Below are 16,672 nucleotides of genomic sequence, written 5' to 3'. Positions count from 1 at the left end.
GTAAAAAACTTACGTGACCGATTTTAGGTAGAGAGCGAGAGACCGGGAACGAAAAATAGTTTACGCTCCCGAAATTGGATAAAGAGCGAGAGACTGGGAACGAAAAAAAGTTTACCTGCCCGTTTTTCGTTAGAAAACAAGAAAACGGGAGCGTATAGGTCTATTCTACAAGAATCTTCATCGTTTAATAAACGAAGGATTTGCGATTTATGTTATCAATCTTTATTGGAGGAATTTACAAAGAATCAGCGAATCTTACATAGAGTACAATTCTTTATTTATACAATTCTGGCATAAATGAAAAAAATATGTTTATAATGAAAAGTATGATTTTAACAAGCCTATAGTGGATGTCGTGAAAGGAAGTGCGTGAATTGAGTATTAAAGCATACGGTCATGAAGAACTAAAAGAAATGTCGATGATTGAAATCGCATATGAAGTAATGAAGGAAGAGAAAAATCCTTTTACTTATAATGACCTCTTAAAGCGCGTAGCGGATTTAAAAGGAATGAGTAATGAAGATGTAACAAACCGAATTGGTGCCCTTTATACAGATTTAAACATTGATGGACGTTTCCTATGTGTAGGAGCTAATACATGGGGTCTGCGTAGCTGGTATCCTGTTGAAAAAGTAGAAGAAGACTTTACGGTAGCTCCTACTAAGCCTGCTCGTAAAAAAGCTAAAGCTGCGGATGAAGATATAGAAGAATATGAAGAGTATGAAGATGAGTTTGAAGAATTAGAAGACGAGCTAGATGAAATTTCAGCAGAAGATGATAGTGATGAATTTGAAAGTGAAGATTTAGATGGTTTTGAGGAAGATTCTGACGAAGAAGACTCGGATTTAGAGGATGACGATTTCGAAGAAGATGACACATTAGAAGACTAACTAGACCCCTTGACAATCTATGTCGAAATAGGTACAATCATTTTTGGGCTTTAGTAATAAGTCTATTCTTATTCACTAATAAATGGTCGATATACAAAGCAAAAGTGCGCCCCCTACAGGGAGTGGTGTCACTTTTGCTTTATTTTTTTGAAAAGGGTCTAGAAAAGTAACCAAAAAACCTTTCAGAAAATGAGATCTAGTGCAAAGTGCAAGTGCAAAATCATGGGTGAATTCGATTGGTTTTATAAGACAAGGGTATACTAATCGTCATGACGTACATAAGCAACTTAGCTAATAGATCGTACCTAAGTTTTTTCTATAAAGAAGATTATATTTCATAAAGGGGTAGATGAGATGACAACAAAGTATATTTTTGTTACCGGAGGAGTTGTTTCTTCGTTAGGGAAAGGAATTACAGCAGCATCACTGGGACGTTTATTAAAAAACCGAGGGCTTAGCGTAACGATTCAAAAGTTTGACCCATACATTAACGTGGACCCGGGGACGATGAGCCCATATCAACATGGTGAAGTGTTTGTAACTGACGATGGCGCAGAAACAGATTTAGACCTAGGACATTATGAGCGTTTTATCGATATTAACCTCAATCAAAATAGTAATGTTACAACAGGTAAAATTTATTCTTCCGTTATTAAAAAAGAACGTCGTGGTGATTATTTAGGAGGAACCGTTCAGGTTATACCTCATGTAACTAACGAAATCAAAGACAGAGTACTTCGTGCTGGAAGAGAAACTAGCGCAGATATCGTTATTACTGAAATTGGGGGAACCGTTGGTGATATCGAAAGTCTACCGTTTCTAGAAGCCATTCGCCAAATTAAGAGTGATATCGGTGTCGACAATGTGATGTATATCCATTGTACCCTTATCCCTTATTTATCTGCTGCCGGAGAGATGAAATCAAAACCTACCCAGCACAGTGTGAAAGAACTTAGAAGTCTCGGGATTCAACCAAACGTCATTGTCGTTCGTACGGAAAAACCAGTTCCACAAGATATGAAAGAGAAAATTGCTTTGTTCTGTGATATCGATAAAAATGCTGTAATTGAAGCAAGAGATGCTGAAACACTTTATCAAGTTCCTCTTGCTCTTCAAGAACAGCACCTAGATGATATCGTATGTAAATACCTTAAGTTAAACTGCAATGGTGCTGACATGGAAGAATGGAAAGCACTTGTAGAAAAGGTACAAAACCTTTCGAAAAAGGTAAAAATCGCATTAGTAGGAAAATACGTTGCTTTGCCAGATGCCTACCTGTCTGTAGCAGAAGCATTACGTCATGCAGGTTACACTTACGATGCTGACTTAGAAATCAAATGGATTAACTCAGAAGAAGTGACAACTGCTAATGTTGAGGAATTACTTCAAGACGTTGATGGTATTTTAGTACCAGGCGGATTTGGGGACCGTGGAATTGAAGGGAAAATTGAAGCGATCCGTTATGCTCGTGAAAACAAAGTTCCTTTCTTAGGAATTTGTCTTGGGATGCAATTAGCTTCAGTTGAATTTGCACGTAATGTATTGAATTTAGAAGGAGCTAATTCAGCAGAATTAAATCCACAAACTAATTATCCAATCATTGACCTGTTACCTGAACAAAAAGACGTTGAAGACCTTGGTGGAACACTTCGTCTTGGTTTATATCCGTGTAAGCTTCAGCAAGGAACGGTTGCATACGAAGCTTACCAAGAACAAGTGGTGTATGAGCGTCATAGACACCGTTATGAGTTCAATAATGAATATCGTCAACAAATGGAGCAAGCAGGCTTTATCTTCTCAGGAACAAGCCCTGATGGACGTCTAGTTGAAATCATCGAGATTGCAGATCACCCATACTTTATCGCATCTCAATTCCATCCAGAATTCGTTTCAAGACCAACAAGACCACAGCCATTATTCCGCGAATTCATTCGTGCTTCATTAGAAGAACAAAAATAAAAAGGAAAAGCACGGAAACTAGCTCATCCAAGTTTCCGTGCTTTTTTATTGGTGGTACTCACAGAAGAGCACAGGCTCCGCTCGCTACAAGTCAAACAAAAGAACCCCACTTTTGTTTGACTTTAATGAAGGTAGCGGCTTCGCACAGTGCTTCTAAGAAAAAGCCGTAAGCTTTTCTTATTCATAGTCAGCTAAGATATCTTTTACCGTTAAAAAGAGGGCATGGTATACATACATTGAGACAAGGGAATCCGGGAACCCGGTCCTCGTTCCATCTTCATCAGGTACAAGGCCACTTAACAACCCTGTATTGATAAGTAAATCCATCTCTTGTTCCCCGTTTTTAAGAGCGCAAACCCATACGTAAGGGATATTTTTTTCATCGAGAGAAGCAATTAAATGTTTGACTTCTTCTTCATCTGACTGCGAAGAAAAAAGGAGTACTCGATCATGAGTTGATACGTCTTCCATTGATGAATATGTGTCTAAAGTAGGAATGAGATCCGTGCTATTCATAATATTTGCTGGCAAAGAGCCCAAAGAACCAGTTCCGTGTATGTAAATTCGACCTTCACCAACAATAGCTTGAGCTAAGAGACGCGCACACTCTTCAATTTTTTCTTCTTGCTTTTTAATATTTTGAAGAAGGCCTACTAATTGAGTATGAAATATTTGTAACATTTTACAACTCCTTTTATGATTAACATAGATTTATTTATTTTACCTTATTCACAGTAGAAAGAAAGTTACTTTACTTTAAACATTAGCAAATTAATATCCAACCTTAGGAGGAAATTGGTATAAAAAGACGAATAGTGTTAGAGTGCCTTCTACGTAAAAATGAGATAGTAATCTCAGATTAAATAAAAAACACTTGAAAAGGGGAACTACATATGAAGAAAATCTTAGTTGTTGATGACCAATATGGTATAAGAGTACTATTAAACGAAATATTACAAAAAGATGGCTATAAAATGTACCAAGCAGCAAATGGAGTACAAGCACTTACGATTGTTGAGAAAGATGAGCCTGATTTAGTTCTTTTAGACATGAAGATTCCTGGAATGGATGGATTAGAAATATTACGTAGAATCAAAGAAATTAAACCTCATGTCCAAGTTATCATGATGACAGCCTACGGGGAATTAAATATGATTAATGAGGCCATGAACTTAGGTGCGATTACTCATTTTGCAAAACCATTCGACATTGATGATGTAAGACAAGTTATTCGAGAAAACTTTGAAATCGCACAATAAGGTGAAAAACGGCGTAAGAAAGCGCTTGCATGCAAAAACATGAGATTTCCTTGAATATTCATGCTATAATAAGTATGGCAAAAAAAACGTGGAAACATGTCAGTAGCTTTTCAAAAGGATAACGACAATATACATATGCTCACTTAGAGTAAGGATATTTCTATTGATGTTAGGGCATCTTGTAAGTGAATAACATGTAACCATTGTTGCTGAAATAGCGTGATAGAAAAGGGAGGAACAAAACATGCCTTTAGTTTCAATGAAAGAAATGCTTCAAAAAGCAAAAGCAGAAAGCTATGCAGTAGGACAATTCAACCTAAACAACCTTGAGTACACACAAGCGATTCTACTAGCAGCTGAAGAAGAAAAATCACCAGTTATCCTGGGTGTCTCAGAAGGCGCTGCAAGATACATGGGTGGATTTAAAACAATTGTTACTTTAGTTCAATCACTTATGGAGGAGTACAAAGTAACAGTTCCTGTTGCCATTCACTTAGACCATGGCTCAAGTTTTGAGAAATGTGTCGAAGCGATGTACGCAGGCTTCACATCTGTTATGATTGACGGTTCTCATCATCCACTTGAGGAAAATATCGCGATTACTAAACAAGTTGTTGCTGTAGCACATACTCTAGGTATTTCAGTTGAAGCTGAGCTTGGACGTATCGGTGGTCAAGAAGATGATTTAATCGTTGATGATGCAGAAGCAGCATATGCAATTCCAGCTGAATGTGAGCAATTAGTTCGTGAAACTGGAGTAGACTGTTTTGCACCTGCATTAGGTTCTGTTCATGGACCTTACAAAGGCGAACCAAATCTTGGTTTCGACCGTATGAAAGAAATTGACCAATTAGTAGGAATTCCATTAGTGTTACACGGTGGAACGGGTATCCCGACTAAAGACGTTCAAAAAGCAATTGAGTTTGGCCATGCTAAAATCAATGTAAATACAGAAAGTCAAATTGCTTCTGCAAAAGCAGTTCGTGAAGCATTAGCTGCAGACACAGAAGTATATGACACACGTAAATTTATGGGACCTGCACGTGAAGCCATTAAAGAAACTGTAAAAGGTAAGATGCGTGAATTTGGTTCTTCGAATAAAGCATAAGTAAAGTAGAGGGTTAAAAGTGTAGACTACACTTTTAACTCTTGCTTTTTTATAGGAACCATTCGACAAAAATAGTGAAAAAATGATTTATTATACTACTTTTACCGTTTTCTTATTGTACAAGCTGGTTATCCATCGTTTGAATTTCATGAATGTCTTGTGAAAAAAATCCCTTCCTATGAACGTACACAAATTATTTTTTACATTCATGAGACTCAAACTTCGATATAACAACTGATATAACAACGTTTATACACAAAAATACATAATTATTTTAAAAAAATATTATACTTTCTAGGTTCTATCATTTAAACTTAATTAATATTGGATATAATGATGGATAACTGTTCGCATGGATGTCTTTCATATGAAATGAGAATGGATGAGGAAGTGAATTTAATGGAAAAGTTACTAATAGAAGGCGGATACCCGTTAGAAGGCACAGTACAAATTAGCGGTGCTAAAAACAGTGCAGTAGCCCTCATTCCTGCAGCAATTTTAGCAGATTCACCTGTAGTTATTGATAATTTGCCACGAATTTCTGATGTTCAGTTGTTAGGAGAGCTTCTTACCGAAATCGGGGGAGAGGTTTCCTTAGATGAGCAAGAAATTAAAATAGACCCTAGTAATATGATAGCTATGCCGTTACCAAATGGACGTGTGAAAAAACTACGAGCATCCTATTACATGATGGGTGCCATGCTTGGGAAATTTAAAAAGGCTGTTATTGGGTTACCCGGAGGATGTAATTTAGGACCAAGACCGATTGACCAACACATTAAGGGTTTTGAAGCACTTGGAGCTAAAGTTACAAATGAGCAAGGTGCGATTTATCTTCGAGCAGATGAACTTCGCGGTGCGAAAATATACTTAGATGTAGTAAGTGTTGGGGCCACGATTAACATCATGCTTGCAGCTGTAAAGGCAAAAGGACAAACTATCATTGAGAATGCAGCGAAAGAGCCTGAAATTATTGATGTTGCAACATTACTTACGAGCATGGGAGCTAAGATTAAAGGCGCTGGGACCAATGTGATTAGAATTAATGGTGTCGAGAGTTTACAAGGTTGTCGCCATACGATTATCCCTGATCGAATTGAAGCTGGAACATATATGATTATGGCAGCGGCAATTGGACAAAAGATGATCATTGACAATGTAATTCCCTACCATGTCGAGTCGTTAATTGCAAAGCTAAGAGAAATGGGAGTTGTCATTGATGAATACGATGACAAGCTTATGATCCATAACACTGGACTTAAAAAAGGTGTTGATATTAAAACACTAGTGTACCCAGGGTTTCCAACGGACCTACAACAGCCATTTTGTACTCTTCTTACTCAGTCAGAAGGAACAAGCATTGTAACGGATACGATTTATAATGCACGGTTTAAACATATTGATGAATTGAGAAGAATGGGAGCGAATGTCAAAGTGGAAGGACGTTCGGCTATCATTTCAGGACCAACTATGCTTCAAGGAGCAAAGGTCAAAGCAAGTGACTTACGAGCTGGAGCGGCACTTGTCATTGCTGGATTAGTGTCAAAAGGAGTAACTGAAATCTCTGGTTTAGAACACATAGATAGAGGGTATGAGTGTTTAGAGAGCAAACTTCTAAGTTTAGGTGCCAAAGTATGGAGAGAGAAACTAACAGATGAAGAAATAGAGTCGGTAAAAAGCTCTTAATGGGTAAATCAAGGCCAAGTGAGTATCCTTGGCCTTGATTTAAGAGCAAGCATAACTAGAGGAGAAAATCCAATGAAGTATTGCTGACTTTTTATAGAGTTCAGCGTACTTTTTTTACTTTTCTAATAGCTTCTATTGGATAAATTTCTCGAAAAAGGATACAATATAAAAGTAATATGTAATTCTATTAGTTTAACAATTCTTCTACTTGCTTCAAATAGTAAGTCTCCTTCAACCCAAAAATACGTACCGTTCCCTATTTTATGTTCAGGTGTACAAAAAAACACCTTTCAAATTCATAATGACAGCTGTAGGCAATAAAGGAATATGTTGTTCAAACATGTGTGTATTTCTCATGGTATAGAAGATGTTTTTTTACGTAGAAAGAGACCATTGAAGTCTAATGTTTATCTAAAATAAAAAAAGAGTGGTGTCATAATGGGTGTAAATTTAGCAGAGTTAGAAAGTATGAAACTAAAAGAGCTGTATGAGCTAGCTCGTCAATATAAGGTATCGTACTACAGTAAACTCAATAAAAAAGAATTGATATTTGCAATACTTAAAGGACAAGCTGAAAAAGATGGCCTGATGTTTATGGAAGGGGTTCTTGAAATTATTCAATCTGAAGGATTTGGTTTCCTTCGCCCTATTAATTATATGCCTAGTTCAGAGGATATTTATATTTCAGCTTCACAAATTCGACGCTTTGACCTTCGAAATGGCGATAAAGTATCCGGGAAAGTAAGACCTCCAAAGGAAAATGAACGCTACCATGGCTTATTACATGTAGAAGCAGTAAATGGTGAAGACCCAGATACTTCAAAAGAACGTCCTCATTTTCCAGCATTAACACCTCTTTATCCAGAGACCAAAATTCAGTTAGAAACGGCTCCAAAACGAGTATCATCACGAATAATTGATTTAGTGTCTCCTGTCGGTTTTGGACAGCGTGGACTTATTGTAGCGCCACCAAAAGCCGGTAAAACGATTTTGATGAAAGAAGTAGCTAACAGCATTGTTGAAAATCACCCGGAAGTTGAGTTGATTGTTTTATTAATCGATGAGAGACCGGAAGAAGTGACAGATATCGAACGTTCTGTTCAAGCTGAAGTCGTAAGCTCGACGTTTGATGAAGTCCCTGAAAATCATATTAAGGTAGCAGAACTTGTCCTTGAGAGAGCGATGAGACTTGTTGAACACAAAAAAGATGTAGTCATCTTAATGGATAGCATTACAAGACTAGCTCGAGCATATAACTTAGTTATTCCACCAAGTGGTCGTACATTATCCGGGGGAATTGATCCTGCAGCGTTTCACCGTCCAAAACGTTTCTTTGGAGCGGCTCGTAATATAGAAGAAGGCGGAAGCTTAACGATCTTAGCTACAGCCCTAGTTGAAACAGGATCACGTATGGATGACGTGATTTATGAGGAATTTAAAGGAACAGGTAACATGGAGCTTCACCTTGACCGTAAGCTTTCAGAACGTCGTATTTTCCCGGCGATCGATATTCGTCGCTCAGGAACACGAAAAGAAGAATTGCTATTACCTAAAGACCAGCTTGATAAATTATGGGCTATTCGTAAATCAATGAATGATTCTCCAGAATTTGTCGACCATTTTATCCGCAGAATTAAAGAAACAAAGACAAATGAAGAGTTTTTTGAGTCCATCTCAAAGGACATGACCGGACCAAATCGAAAAATAAAATAAGGACAAGCAAAATTGCAGTTGCAAATTGCTCGTGACATTGTTATAATTTCGTCATGTGTGAATAACTCTGTTTCAAATAGATTCAGGGCAAAAGGAGTTGAAACAACCAATGAGACAAGGAATCCATCCTAATTACAGAAAAGTTGTATTCCAAGATACAAGTACTGGATTTAAGTTTCTAAGCGGTTCTACAAAATCATCAAACGAAACGATTGAGTGGGAAGATGGCAACGAGTATCCTCTTTTAAAAGTGGAGATTAGTTCTGATTCACATCCATTCTACACAGGTAAGCAAAGACTTGATGATGCTGGTGGACGTGTTGATCGCTTTAAGAAAAAATACAACCTTAAATAATTCTTTATTTAAAGGTAAAGAAATAACAGGCAGGGAGACTTGCCTGTTTTTTTTATATCAGTAACCAATTTAATTAACTTCATCGTTTGTTTTTTATCATTTGATTAGGTGGGGAATGCTATATGTTCGGAGTAAAAAAAGATGGCTGGATTGAAGTAATCTGTGGCAGTATGTTCTCTGGAAAATCTGAGGAGTTAATTAGAAGAGTACGCCGTGCTAGCTATGGAAACATAAAAGTGCAAGTGTTTAAACCAATTATAGACAATCGTTATAGTTCAAATGAAGTGGTTTCACATAATGGAACAAAGGTTATCGCAGTGCCAGTTAATACATCCTTTGAAATTCTTTCTAATATTGAAGATAAAACATTAATTGTTGCTATAGATGAAGTGCAATTTTTTGATGAACCAATTATAGAAGTGGTGACTCAGTTAGCAAATAGTGGCCTTCGCGTGATTTGTGCAGGGCTTGACCAAGATTTTCGAGGCGAACCTTTTGGTCCAATGCCAGCATTATTAGCGCTAGCAGAAGACGTGGCTAAGCTCCATGCCGTTTGTCCAAAATGTGGGGCACCTGCAAGCAGAACACAAAGATTAATTGACGGCGAACCAGCATCGTACCATGACCCAGTTATATTGGTGGGGGCATCAGAAAGTTATGAGCCACGATGCCGAAAATGTCATGAAGTACCAAAAAAGAGTAAAATCAAAACTCATCTGTGAAATCGTAGTCGAGTTGGTTTGTTTTAACGGGTGATTTTGCTCTTCATCGGGTAAAAACTAATAAGGCAGCGCCATACACAATTATGGAGGTGCCTCAATGAAAAAAGCAATGATCGTTGCGGCTTTGCTAACTCTCGGTGCTTGTACACCAGCAAATCCGCCACAGGCTAACTCAGTTCAAGGAACGCAAGGAATTAATGCACAGCAAGTGACGTACGGTTTGTTTGGTCCTGGACCGATTAATTATGGCGAGATTAGAAATCGTGATGATTATTATTACGATGGCGAAATCAACCATAGCCCTTCATTTCGGACGTTATCGACAACTAGGCAAGATTTAGGTGATGATGAAGAAATCATCAGAAGTGTTGTGTTAGAAGAAGGCTTTCGTCCCGGTTCGGTCATCATTGCTGGACATCATGCTTGGATAAATGTTCATGCAGAGGGCATGGAAAGTAACGAAAGAAAACAAAAAATTAAAGAATTGCAAACATCGTTACACCAAACGATTCCTCGTTATGACGTTCATGTGAACGAAACAACGTCTTCTTAACACCATTGAAGTACCTCAAACGGTCTTTTCAACCGTTGAGGTACTTTTTTGCATTTGAAATAAGAAAGCTTATTTTTCTCTTCTTCGTGCTACTTGTTGCACCGGGTCCCATACTCCATTGTAAGGTGGTGCATAGGCTAAGTCCAAGTCTTCAATCTCATCTAGAGTCATTTTTGCAAAAAGGGTTGTTGCGAGAACATCAATTCTTTTATCTACGCCTTCTTTTCCGATAATTTGAGCGCCAAGAAGTGTGTTGCTTCCTACTTCATAAATGATTTTCATCTTTAGCTGTTCGGGTGTTGGATAATAGCCCGCGATATGAGGAAGCTCAGCCTCGATCGTTCCATAAGCTAACTCCATTTCTTTAGCTTCTTTTTCTGAGATGCCAGTTCGACCAAAAGTATAATCAAAAAACTTCATTATCGCTGTTCCAACGACACCTGGAAAAGTCCGATGAATCCCGACCATTGAAAGTCCAGCAACTCGACCTTGCTTGTTTGCGTGCGTTCCTAAAGGGATATAATCATTTTTTTGCTTTATTCGGTGATACTGTGTTGCGCAGTCGCCAGCTGCATAAATGTCAGGTATACTTGTTTCCATCTTTTCGTTCACTTTAATAGCTCCGTACTCTGTTAATTCTATCCCTGTTTCAGAAATAATTTTTGTATTTGGTCGAACGCCAACAGAAATAATGACAAGGTCTGCTGGAATCGTTCGTTTGTCAGTCTTCACATTAGTTACACGGGTATCGCCAGTTATTTCTGTTACGGATTCTTCTAAAAACAACTTAACATTTGCACCACGTGCTATTTGATGAATAGATTCGGACATGTCTGAATCAAATATCGTAGCTAGTTGAGGCGCTTGTTCGATGATACTAATTGTAAAACCAAGCACAGCTAAATTTTCAGCCATTTCAAGCCCAATGTAACCTCCTCCAACAATAACAACGTCTTTTACATCATGTTTTTCAATATCTTTTTGTAACCGCTGGATATCAGGTATGGTCTTAATCGTATGAACACCGTCTATGTCTGCCCCTTTCCATTGAGGGATGATCGGCTCAGCTCCTGTGGCTATCAGTAATTTATCGTATTCTAACTCAAACATGGTCTGGTCTTGATGGTTATGACCAATTATTTTTTTCTGTTTAGCATCCACTTTCGTCACTTCATGTAAAATGCGTGCGTCAATTCCATACTTTTCAATAAAAGTTTCTCGCGTTCTTGCCACCAATTTATCAGTTGATGCAATCTTTCCACCAATCACATAAGGTAAACCGCATTGAGCATAAGAGTAAAAGGAGCCTTTTTCTAAAGTTATGATTTTAGCTTCTTTATCGTTTCTTGTAATTTGCATGGCTGCGCTCATTCCTGCTGCATCGCCACCAATAATGACATAGTTCATAAAAGAACACCTCAACTTTCTTCATTCACTATAGGTTTACCCTAAAAAAGCATCAATAAAAGATGAAGCCATTGAAAAAGTACAAATCAACTTTTTCAATGGCTTTGATTATAATGGCAATCGCTTCACTCGTTGCCTGCCTGCTAAGAGAACACCACTCGTAGCAGGCTCTAAAAAATTGCAACGGTTATGCTTATAGCTAAGAGGGCACTTCAAAAGGTAAATTACCTTTTGAAGTGCCCTCAAAAAAATAAAATCTAATTTAGACTTATTTTGACTAGCATATTGTGCGTATACTATAATTAGAATGTTATGGACTGAAATGAAGAGGTGAAGGTCGTGTTTGACAGATTACAATCACTAGAGGATCGCTATGACCGCTTAAATGAATTATTGAGTGATCCAGATATTATTAATGATTCAACAAAACTAAGGGACTATTCGAAAGAACAATCCGACTTAGAAGAAACGGTAGTCGCATATCGAGAATATAAGCAAGTTACCGAGCAATTAAAAGATGCAAAAGCAATGCTTGAAGAAAAGTTAGACCCAGAAATGTATGACATGGTAAAAGAAGAAATAAGTGAATTGTCAGATCAATCCAAAGAACTTGAAGCGAGACTTCATATTCTTTTATTACCGAAAGACCCGAATGATGATAAAAATGTAATTGTTGAGGTACGCGGAGCTGCTGGTGGAGATGAAGCGCAGTTATTTGCTGGAGACCTTTTCAAGATGTACTCCCGCTTTGCAGAAGCTCAAGGCTGGAAAGCAGAAGTTATTGAAGCGACACCAACAGAACTTGGCGGCTATAAAGAAATTATTTTTATGGTGAACGGAAAAGGAGCTTATTCAAAGCTTAAGTATGAAAATGGAGCTCATCGCGTTCAGCGCGTTCCAACGACTGAGTCAGGTGGACGGATTCATACGTCAACGGCTACAGTAGCCGTGTTACCTGAGGCTGAAGAGGTGGAAGTGGATATTCACGATAAAGATATCCGTGTCGACACGTTCGCATCAAGTGGACCTGGAGGACAAAGTGTAAATACAACGATGTCTGCTGTTCGACTTACGCATCTCCCTACAGGGGTAGTTGTTTCGTGTCAGGATGAAAAATCGCAAATTAAAAACAAAGAAAAAGCAATGAAAGTACTTCGTGCTCGTGTGTATGACAAATTTCAGTCAGAAGCACAAAAGGAATACGACCAACATAGAAAGCTTGCAGTGGGAACAGGAGACCGCTCTGAGCGAATCCGTACGTACAATTTCCCACAAAGTCGTGTAACCGACCATAGAATTGGCTTAACGATTCAAAAGCTTGACCAAATTTTGCAAGGAAAGCTCGATGAAATTATTGATGCTCTGATAGTGGAAGAGCAAGCGGAACTTATGCAAAACGCTGAGGAGTAAACTTATGAACGAAAGCATGAAATTATTTGAAGCCCTCCACTGGGCTTCTTCTTTTTTAGAAGAACAGGGAAAAGAACAAAAAGCTGCAGAGATTTTGCTTTGCCATCGTCTCCAAAAGACAAGAACACAATTATTTATCTCGATGCAAGAGCAACTGTCGGAAGAAATGGTTGTTGCTTTTAAACAGGATGTAGAAACGTTTGCAAAAGGAACTCCTGTTCAATATATAACAGGAGAGCAAGAGTTTTATGGGCGAATCTTTAAAGTGAATCAAGAAGTACTCATTCCTCGACCTGAGACAGAAGAATTGGTGCTTGGAATTCTGGATAGAGTGAAACTTTATTTTCCTAATCGAAGACTAAACGTCATTGATGTTGGTACCGGCAGTGGTGCCATTGCGATTACACTCGCATTAGAAAATCATAAGCTGAACGTAACAGCAACAGATATAGCGCCTACGTCTTTAAGCATCGCTTCTGAAAATGCAAAAAGATTAGGAGCCTCTGTGACGTTTGTCGAAGGGGATTTGTTACGGCCTTTTATTAATGAAGAAAGACAAGCCGATATCATCGTTTCAAATCCACCATATATCCCTCAAGTCGATTTTGAAGGACTCGATAAAAATGTAAAAAACTTTGAGCCAACGAGAGCTCTTGTAGGTGGCGAGGATGGGCTCGACTTTTACAGGCGTTTCATGAATGAAATACCACTAGTTCTTAAGGAAAAAGGTTTAATTGCTTTTGAAGTAGGGGTAGGGCAAGGAGATGCAGTTGCAACATTACTTCAAGATACATTCCCGCTTGCAATAGTCGAGGTCGTTCTTGATATCAATGGAAAAGATAGAATGGTTTTTGCGCGAGTAGAATAGAAAAAAAGGTGGGAAATAGTTGTATTTCAGAGGGCATGAAAAAAAGTTCGGTTTTTAACTTTACAGTGCCCTCGTTTTTTAACCGTTTGTCCCACTCTTTGTCTATGTAAAAAAACTAGAATAGTAGATTGTAAGTATTTGTCGAACACTTTTTTGTTTATTTTTTGAGTAGGCTGTCCACACTGTGAATGTGAAGGGGCGGTGCTATAAATGGTAAATCAAAAAGTTGTTATCTATCTATTATTCTCTTTATTTGTACTTGTGTTAAACTGGGAGGCTCAGCAGCATATTGCAGTGGCTTCTCATCATGAAGAAGTTAGTCAAGAAGAAGCAATCCGATTACGTATTCTAGCTAACAGTGATGCAATCAAAGACCAATGGTTAAAACGAGAAATTCGTGATGAAGTGAATCAATCGATTACAGAATGGGTTCAAGATATAGAAGATTTAGAACAAGCGAAAGCAACGATTGAAGGAAATCTAGCAGAGATTGAACAAATCGTAGAGAGACAATTAAAAAGCATTGGCTTAGACCAAACGTTTACAGTTGAATTTAATAGAGTTGATTTCCCAACAAAATTATATGGAAATCTTGTGTATCCTGCAGGTGAGTACGACGCAGTTTTAATCACACTTGGTGAAGGTAAAGGAGAAAACTGGTGGTGTGTGTTATTTCCACCGTTATGCTTCTTAGATTTTACAAATGGTGATGTTGCGGAACATGAAGAAGAAACAGAAGAAGAAACAAGTGATGAAGTAGTTGTAGAGTTTTTTGTAGTCAATCTAGCAAATAACGTCTTCGATTGGGTGAAGAATGTGTTTTAGAAGTGCAGAGATGCCTTAAGTTAACTCAGGAAGTGCGATGGCTTCGCTCACTGCGAGTGCTTTAATAAGAAGTACACTTATTAAAGCACTCTTCAAAAGATGCAGTGGCTTCGCGCATCGCATGTAAGAAAAGCGACTTTGTCCCTTTTCATATCATATTTACTAGATTCTTTTCATAGAGTGTATTAAAGCTTGTACACTAGAGGAGGATTTAGAAAATGAGCATGGTTGTTCGAATTGCAGAAGAAAAGGATTTATTGCCGATTCAAAGATTAGTGGCCAAGGCTGGTCTTGAGGAAAAAGGAATTGAACATCAAATAAATGATTTTTTGGTGATTGAAGACAGTAACCAACAAATTGTCGGTACGGTTGGCATTGAACGATTGGGAGAAGACGGGTTATTGCGTTCTCTAGTCATTAGGTCAGAGAATTTAGATGCGAAGGTGAGTCTGGAATTTCTTGAAGTCACTCTAGCATTTGCAAAACGCCAAAAGGTGAAAAATTTATATTTATTAACAAAGAGTGCTCTCCCGATTTTTGAGTATCTTGGTTTTGAAGAAATACCGGGCGAATCAATTCCAGCACATATTGAGAATTCTCAACATTTTAGTCAATATGTAAAAGGAGTTACGAAAGTGATGGCTACAAAATTAGAAAAATAATAGTTATACACAAGTTATCCACATGGACTGGATAACTTGTTTTTTTGGCTAAAAAATGATAAAAAGAACGATAGACAGATTTTTCAAACAGCTACTGACAGCAGGCTTCCTTGAGGATAGAGGGAGTGATGTAGGCCAGAGATGATGGGGTGAAGGAAAAAGTGAGTTATAAACAGACAAAAGTACTAACTGTGGATAACGTTAGTGGGGATTTAAAAAAGTTGAGTGTAATAAAGGATGCAGCCTTGTGGATAAAAAATGGAGAGGTCGTTGCATTTCCAACAGAGACCGTATATGGGTTAGGTGGAAATGTATTTCTAGATGAGGCGATAAGCCAAATCTTTGAGGCGAAAGGTCGTCCGCAAGATAATCCACTTATTATCCACATCGCTTCAAAATCACAAGCGCTTGACTTAATTGGTGCTCCCCCTGCCTACGCAGAATTACTCATGGACCAATTTTGGCCTGGGCCGTTAACTCTAGTTTGTGTGAGTAAGCAGAAGGTGTCTGAATACGTAACAGCAGGCTTACATACAGTAGCGATCCGAGTACCTGATCATCCAGTAGCTTTAGCTCTCATAGAAGAAGCGGGTGTACCGATTGCAGCTCCTAGTGCGAATCGCTCAGGAAAGCCGAGTCCCACAACCGCATGTCATGTCTTTCATGATTTGAACGGCAAAATTATGGCGATTGTTGATGGAGGAAGTACAGGTGTTGGCGTTGAGTCCACAGTGGTCGATTGTACAGGAGAAATCCCAATCATTCTTCGACCAGGTGGCGTGACGAAAGAACAGATCGAACAAGTCGTTGGAACAGTAGGGATAGACAAAGCGTTGTTTGAGAAATCAGCAGCACCGAAATCACCTGGAATGAAATATACACACTATGCCCCCAATGCCCCGCTCCAATTAGTAGAGGGCGGAACTGAGCGAATTCAGCAACTCATTATTGAAAAGCAAGGAGAAGGAATGCGAGTGGGCGTGTTAGCCACTGAAGAATCACAAACTTCGTATCAAGCTGATGTTGTACTTGCTTGTGGACAACGCGCTCATCTTCAAACAGTAGCCCAGAAATTATATGAAGTTTTACGAGTATTTGATGAGGAAAACGTAGACGTAATCTTTTCAGAAACTTTTCCACAAGAAGGTGTTGGACTAGCCATTATGAACCGGCTTGAAAAGGCCGCTTCAGGAATAATTATTAGATAGGTTGTCTTATTTTCCCTTGGTCATGCATACATTGGATTAGCATGGTC

At 38.4% G+C, this 16,672-nt stretch carries 16 protein-coding genes; 14 read left to right on the top strand and 2 right to left on the bottom strand.

Annotated features, from left to right (window positions below; genetic code table 11):
- The first annotated feature begins 374 nt into the window (after positions 1-374).
- Both rpoE and BK585_RS21545 read left to right on the top strand, forming a co-directional pair.
- A complete protein-coding gene (gene rpoE / locus BK585_RS21550) occupies positions 375-890 on the top strand; it encodes a DNA-directed RNA polymerase subunit delta (RefSeq protein WP_078556186.1) in 516 nt (171 codons plus the stop codon).
- Between the two features lie 354 nt (positions 891-1,244).
- Positions 1,245-2,849 (top strand): CTP synthase, encoded by a 1,605-nt coding sequence (locus BK585_RS21545; RefSeq protein WP_078556184.1) that lies wholly within the window; start codon positions 1,245-1,247, stop codon positions 2,847-2,849.
- 177 nt (positions 2,850-3,026) lie between these two features.
- On the opposite strand, the gene BK585_RS21540 is transcribed toward BK585_RS21545, so the two are convergent.
- Complete coding sequence (locus BK585_RS21540) at positions 3,027-3,530, bottom strand: DUF2529 family protein (protein WP_078556182.1); 504 nt, start codon at positions 3,528-3,530, stop codon at positions 3,027-3,029.
- Positions 3,531-3,742: 212 nt separating this feature from the next.
- Here BK585_RS21540 and BK585_RS21535 point away from each other — a divergent pair, with 212 nt between their 5' ends.
- The 7 genes from BK585_RS21535 (at position 3,743) to BK585_RS21505 (ending at position 10,245) form a co-directional block, all read left to right on the top strand.
- Positions 3,743-4,108, top strand: coding sequence for a response regulator (locus BK585_RS21535; RefSeq protein ID WP_078556180.1), 366 nt, complete (start codon positions 3,743-3,745; stop codon positions 4,106-4,108).
- Between the two features lie 244 nt (positions 4,109-4,352).
- A complete protein-coding gene (gene fba, locus BK585_RS21530) occupies positions 4,353-5,216 on the top strand; it encodes a class II fructose-1,6-bisphosphate aldolase (protein WP_078556178.1) in 864 nt (287 codons plus the stop codon).
- A 399-nt stretch (positions 5,217-5,615) separates the two neighbouring features.
- Positions 5,616-6,902 carry a UDP-N-acetylglucosamine 1-carboxyvinyltransferase gene (locus BK585_RS21525; protein WP_078556176.1) on the top strand — a complete coding sequence of 429 codons (1,287 nt, stop codon included), beginning with the start codon at positions 5,616-5,618 and terminating at the stop codon, positions 6,900-6,902.
- 438 nt (positions 6,903-7,340) lie between these two features.
- Complete coding sequence (gene rho / locus BK585_RS21520) at positions 7,341-8,615, top strand: transcription termination factor Rho (RefSeq protein WP_078556174.1); 1,275 nt, start codon at positions 7,341-7,343, stop codon at positions 8,613-8,615.
- Between the two features lie 109 nt (positions 8,616-8,724).
- Entirely contained in the window at positions 8,725-8,970 is a 246-nt protein-coding gene (locus BK585_RS21515; RefSeq protein ID WP_078556172.1) for a type B 50S ribosomal protein L31, read from the top strand.
- A 122-nt stretch (positions 8,971-9,092) separates the two neighbouring features.
- Positions 9,093-9,692, top strand: coding sequence for a thymidine kinase (locus BK585_RS21510; RefSeq protein ID WP_078556170.1), 600 nt, complete (start codon positions 9,093-9,095; stop codon positions 9,690-9,692).
- Positions 9,693-9,789: 97 nt separating this feature from the next.
- Positions 9,790-10,245 carry a hypothetical protein gene (locus tag BK585_RS21505; RefSeq protein ID WP_078556168.1) on the top strand — a complete coding sequence of 152 codons (456 nt, stop codon included), beginning with the start codon at positions 9,790-9,792 and terminating at the stop codon, positions 10,243-10,245.
- Positions 10,246-10,314: 69 nt separating this feature from the next.
- Here BK585_RS21505 and BK585_RS21500 read toward each other — a convergent pair whose 3' ends face one another.
- Entirely contained in the window at positions 10,315-11,652 is a 1,338-nt protein-coding gene (locus BK585_RS21500; protein ID WP_078556166.1) for an FAD-dependent oxidoreductase, read from the bottom strand.
- 339 nt (positions 11,653-11,991) lie between these two features.
- On the opposite strand from BK585_RS21500, the gene prfA reads away from it, so the two are divergent.
- The 5 genes from prfA (at position 11,992) to BK585_RS21475 (ending at position 16,625) form a co-directional block, all read left to right on the top strand.
- Positions 11,992-13,062: a peptide chain release factor 1 gene (prfA, locus tag BK585_RS21495; RefSeq protein WP_078556164.1), complete on the top strand. Its 1,071-nt coding sequence runs from the start codon at positions 11,992-11,994 to the stop codon at positions 13,060-13,062.
- Positions 13,063-13,078: 16 nt separating this feature from the next.
- Positions 13,079-13,930, top strand: a complete 852-nt coding sequence (gene prmC / locus BK585_RS21490; RefSeq protein WP_078556981.1) for a peptide chain release factor N(5)-glutamine methyltransferase — start codon at positions 13,079-13,081, stop codon at positions 13,928-13,930.
- Positions 13,931-14,140: 210 nt separating this feature from the next.
- Positions 14,141-14,755 (top strand): stage II sporulation protein R, encoded by a 615-nt coding sequence (gene spoIIR, locus BK585_RS21485; RefSeq protein ID WP_078556162.1) that lies wholly within the window; start codon positions 14,141-14,143, stop codon positions 14,753-14,755.
- Positions 14,756-14,973: 218 nt separating this feature from the next.
- Entirely contained in the window at positions 14,974-15,417 is a 444-nt protein-coding gene (locus tag BK585_RS21480; RefSeq protein WP_078556160.1) for a GNAT family N-acetyltransferase, read from the top strand.
- Positions 15,418-15,578: 161 nt separating this feature from the next.
- On the top strand, positions 15,579-16,625 hold the full coding sequence (locus BK585_RS21475; RefSeq protein ID WP_419095553.1) for an L-threonylcarbamoyladenylate synthase: 1,047 nt from the start codon (positions 15,579-15,581) through the stop codon (positions 16,623-16,625).
- Positions 16,626-16,672: the final 47 nt, after the last annotated feature.

The organism is Bacillus alkalicellulosilyticus (assembly GCF_002019795.1).
Lineage (GTDB): Bacteria > Bacillota > Bacilli > Bacillales > Bacillaceae_F > Bacillus_AO > Bacillus_AO alkalicellulosilyticum.
Note: the sequence above shows the minus strand (reverse complement) of the source record. Positions and strands in the feature narration are given on the sequence as shown.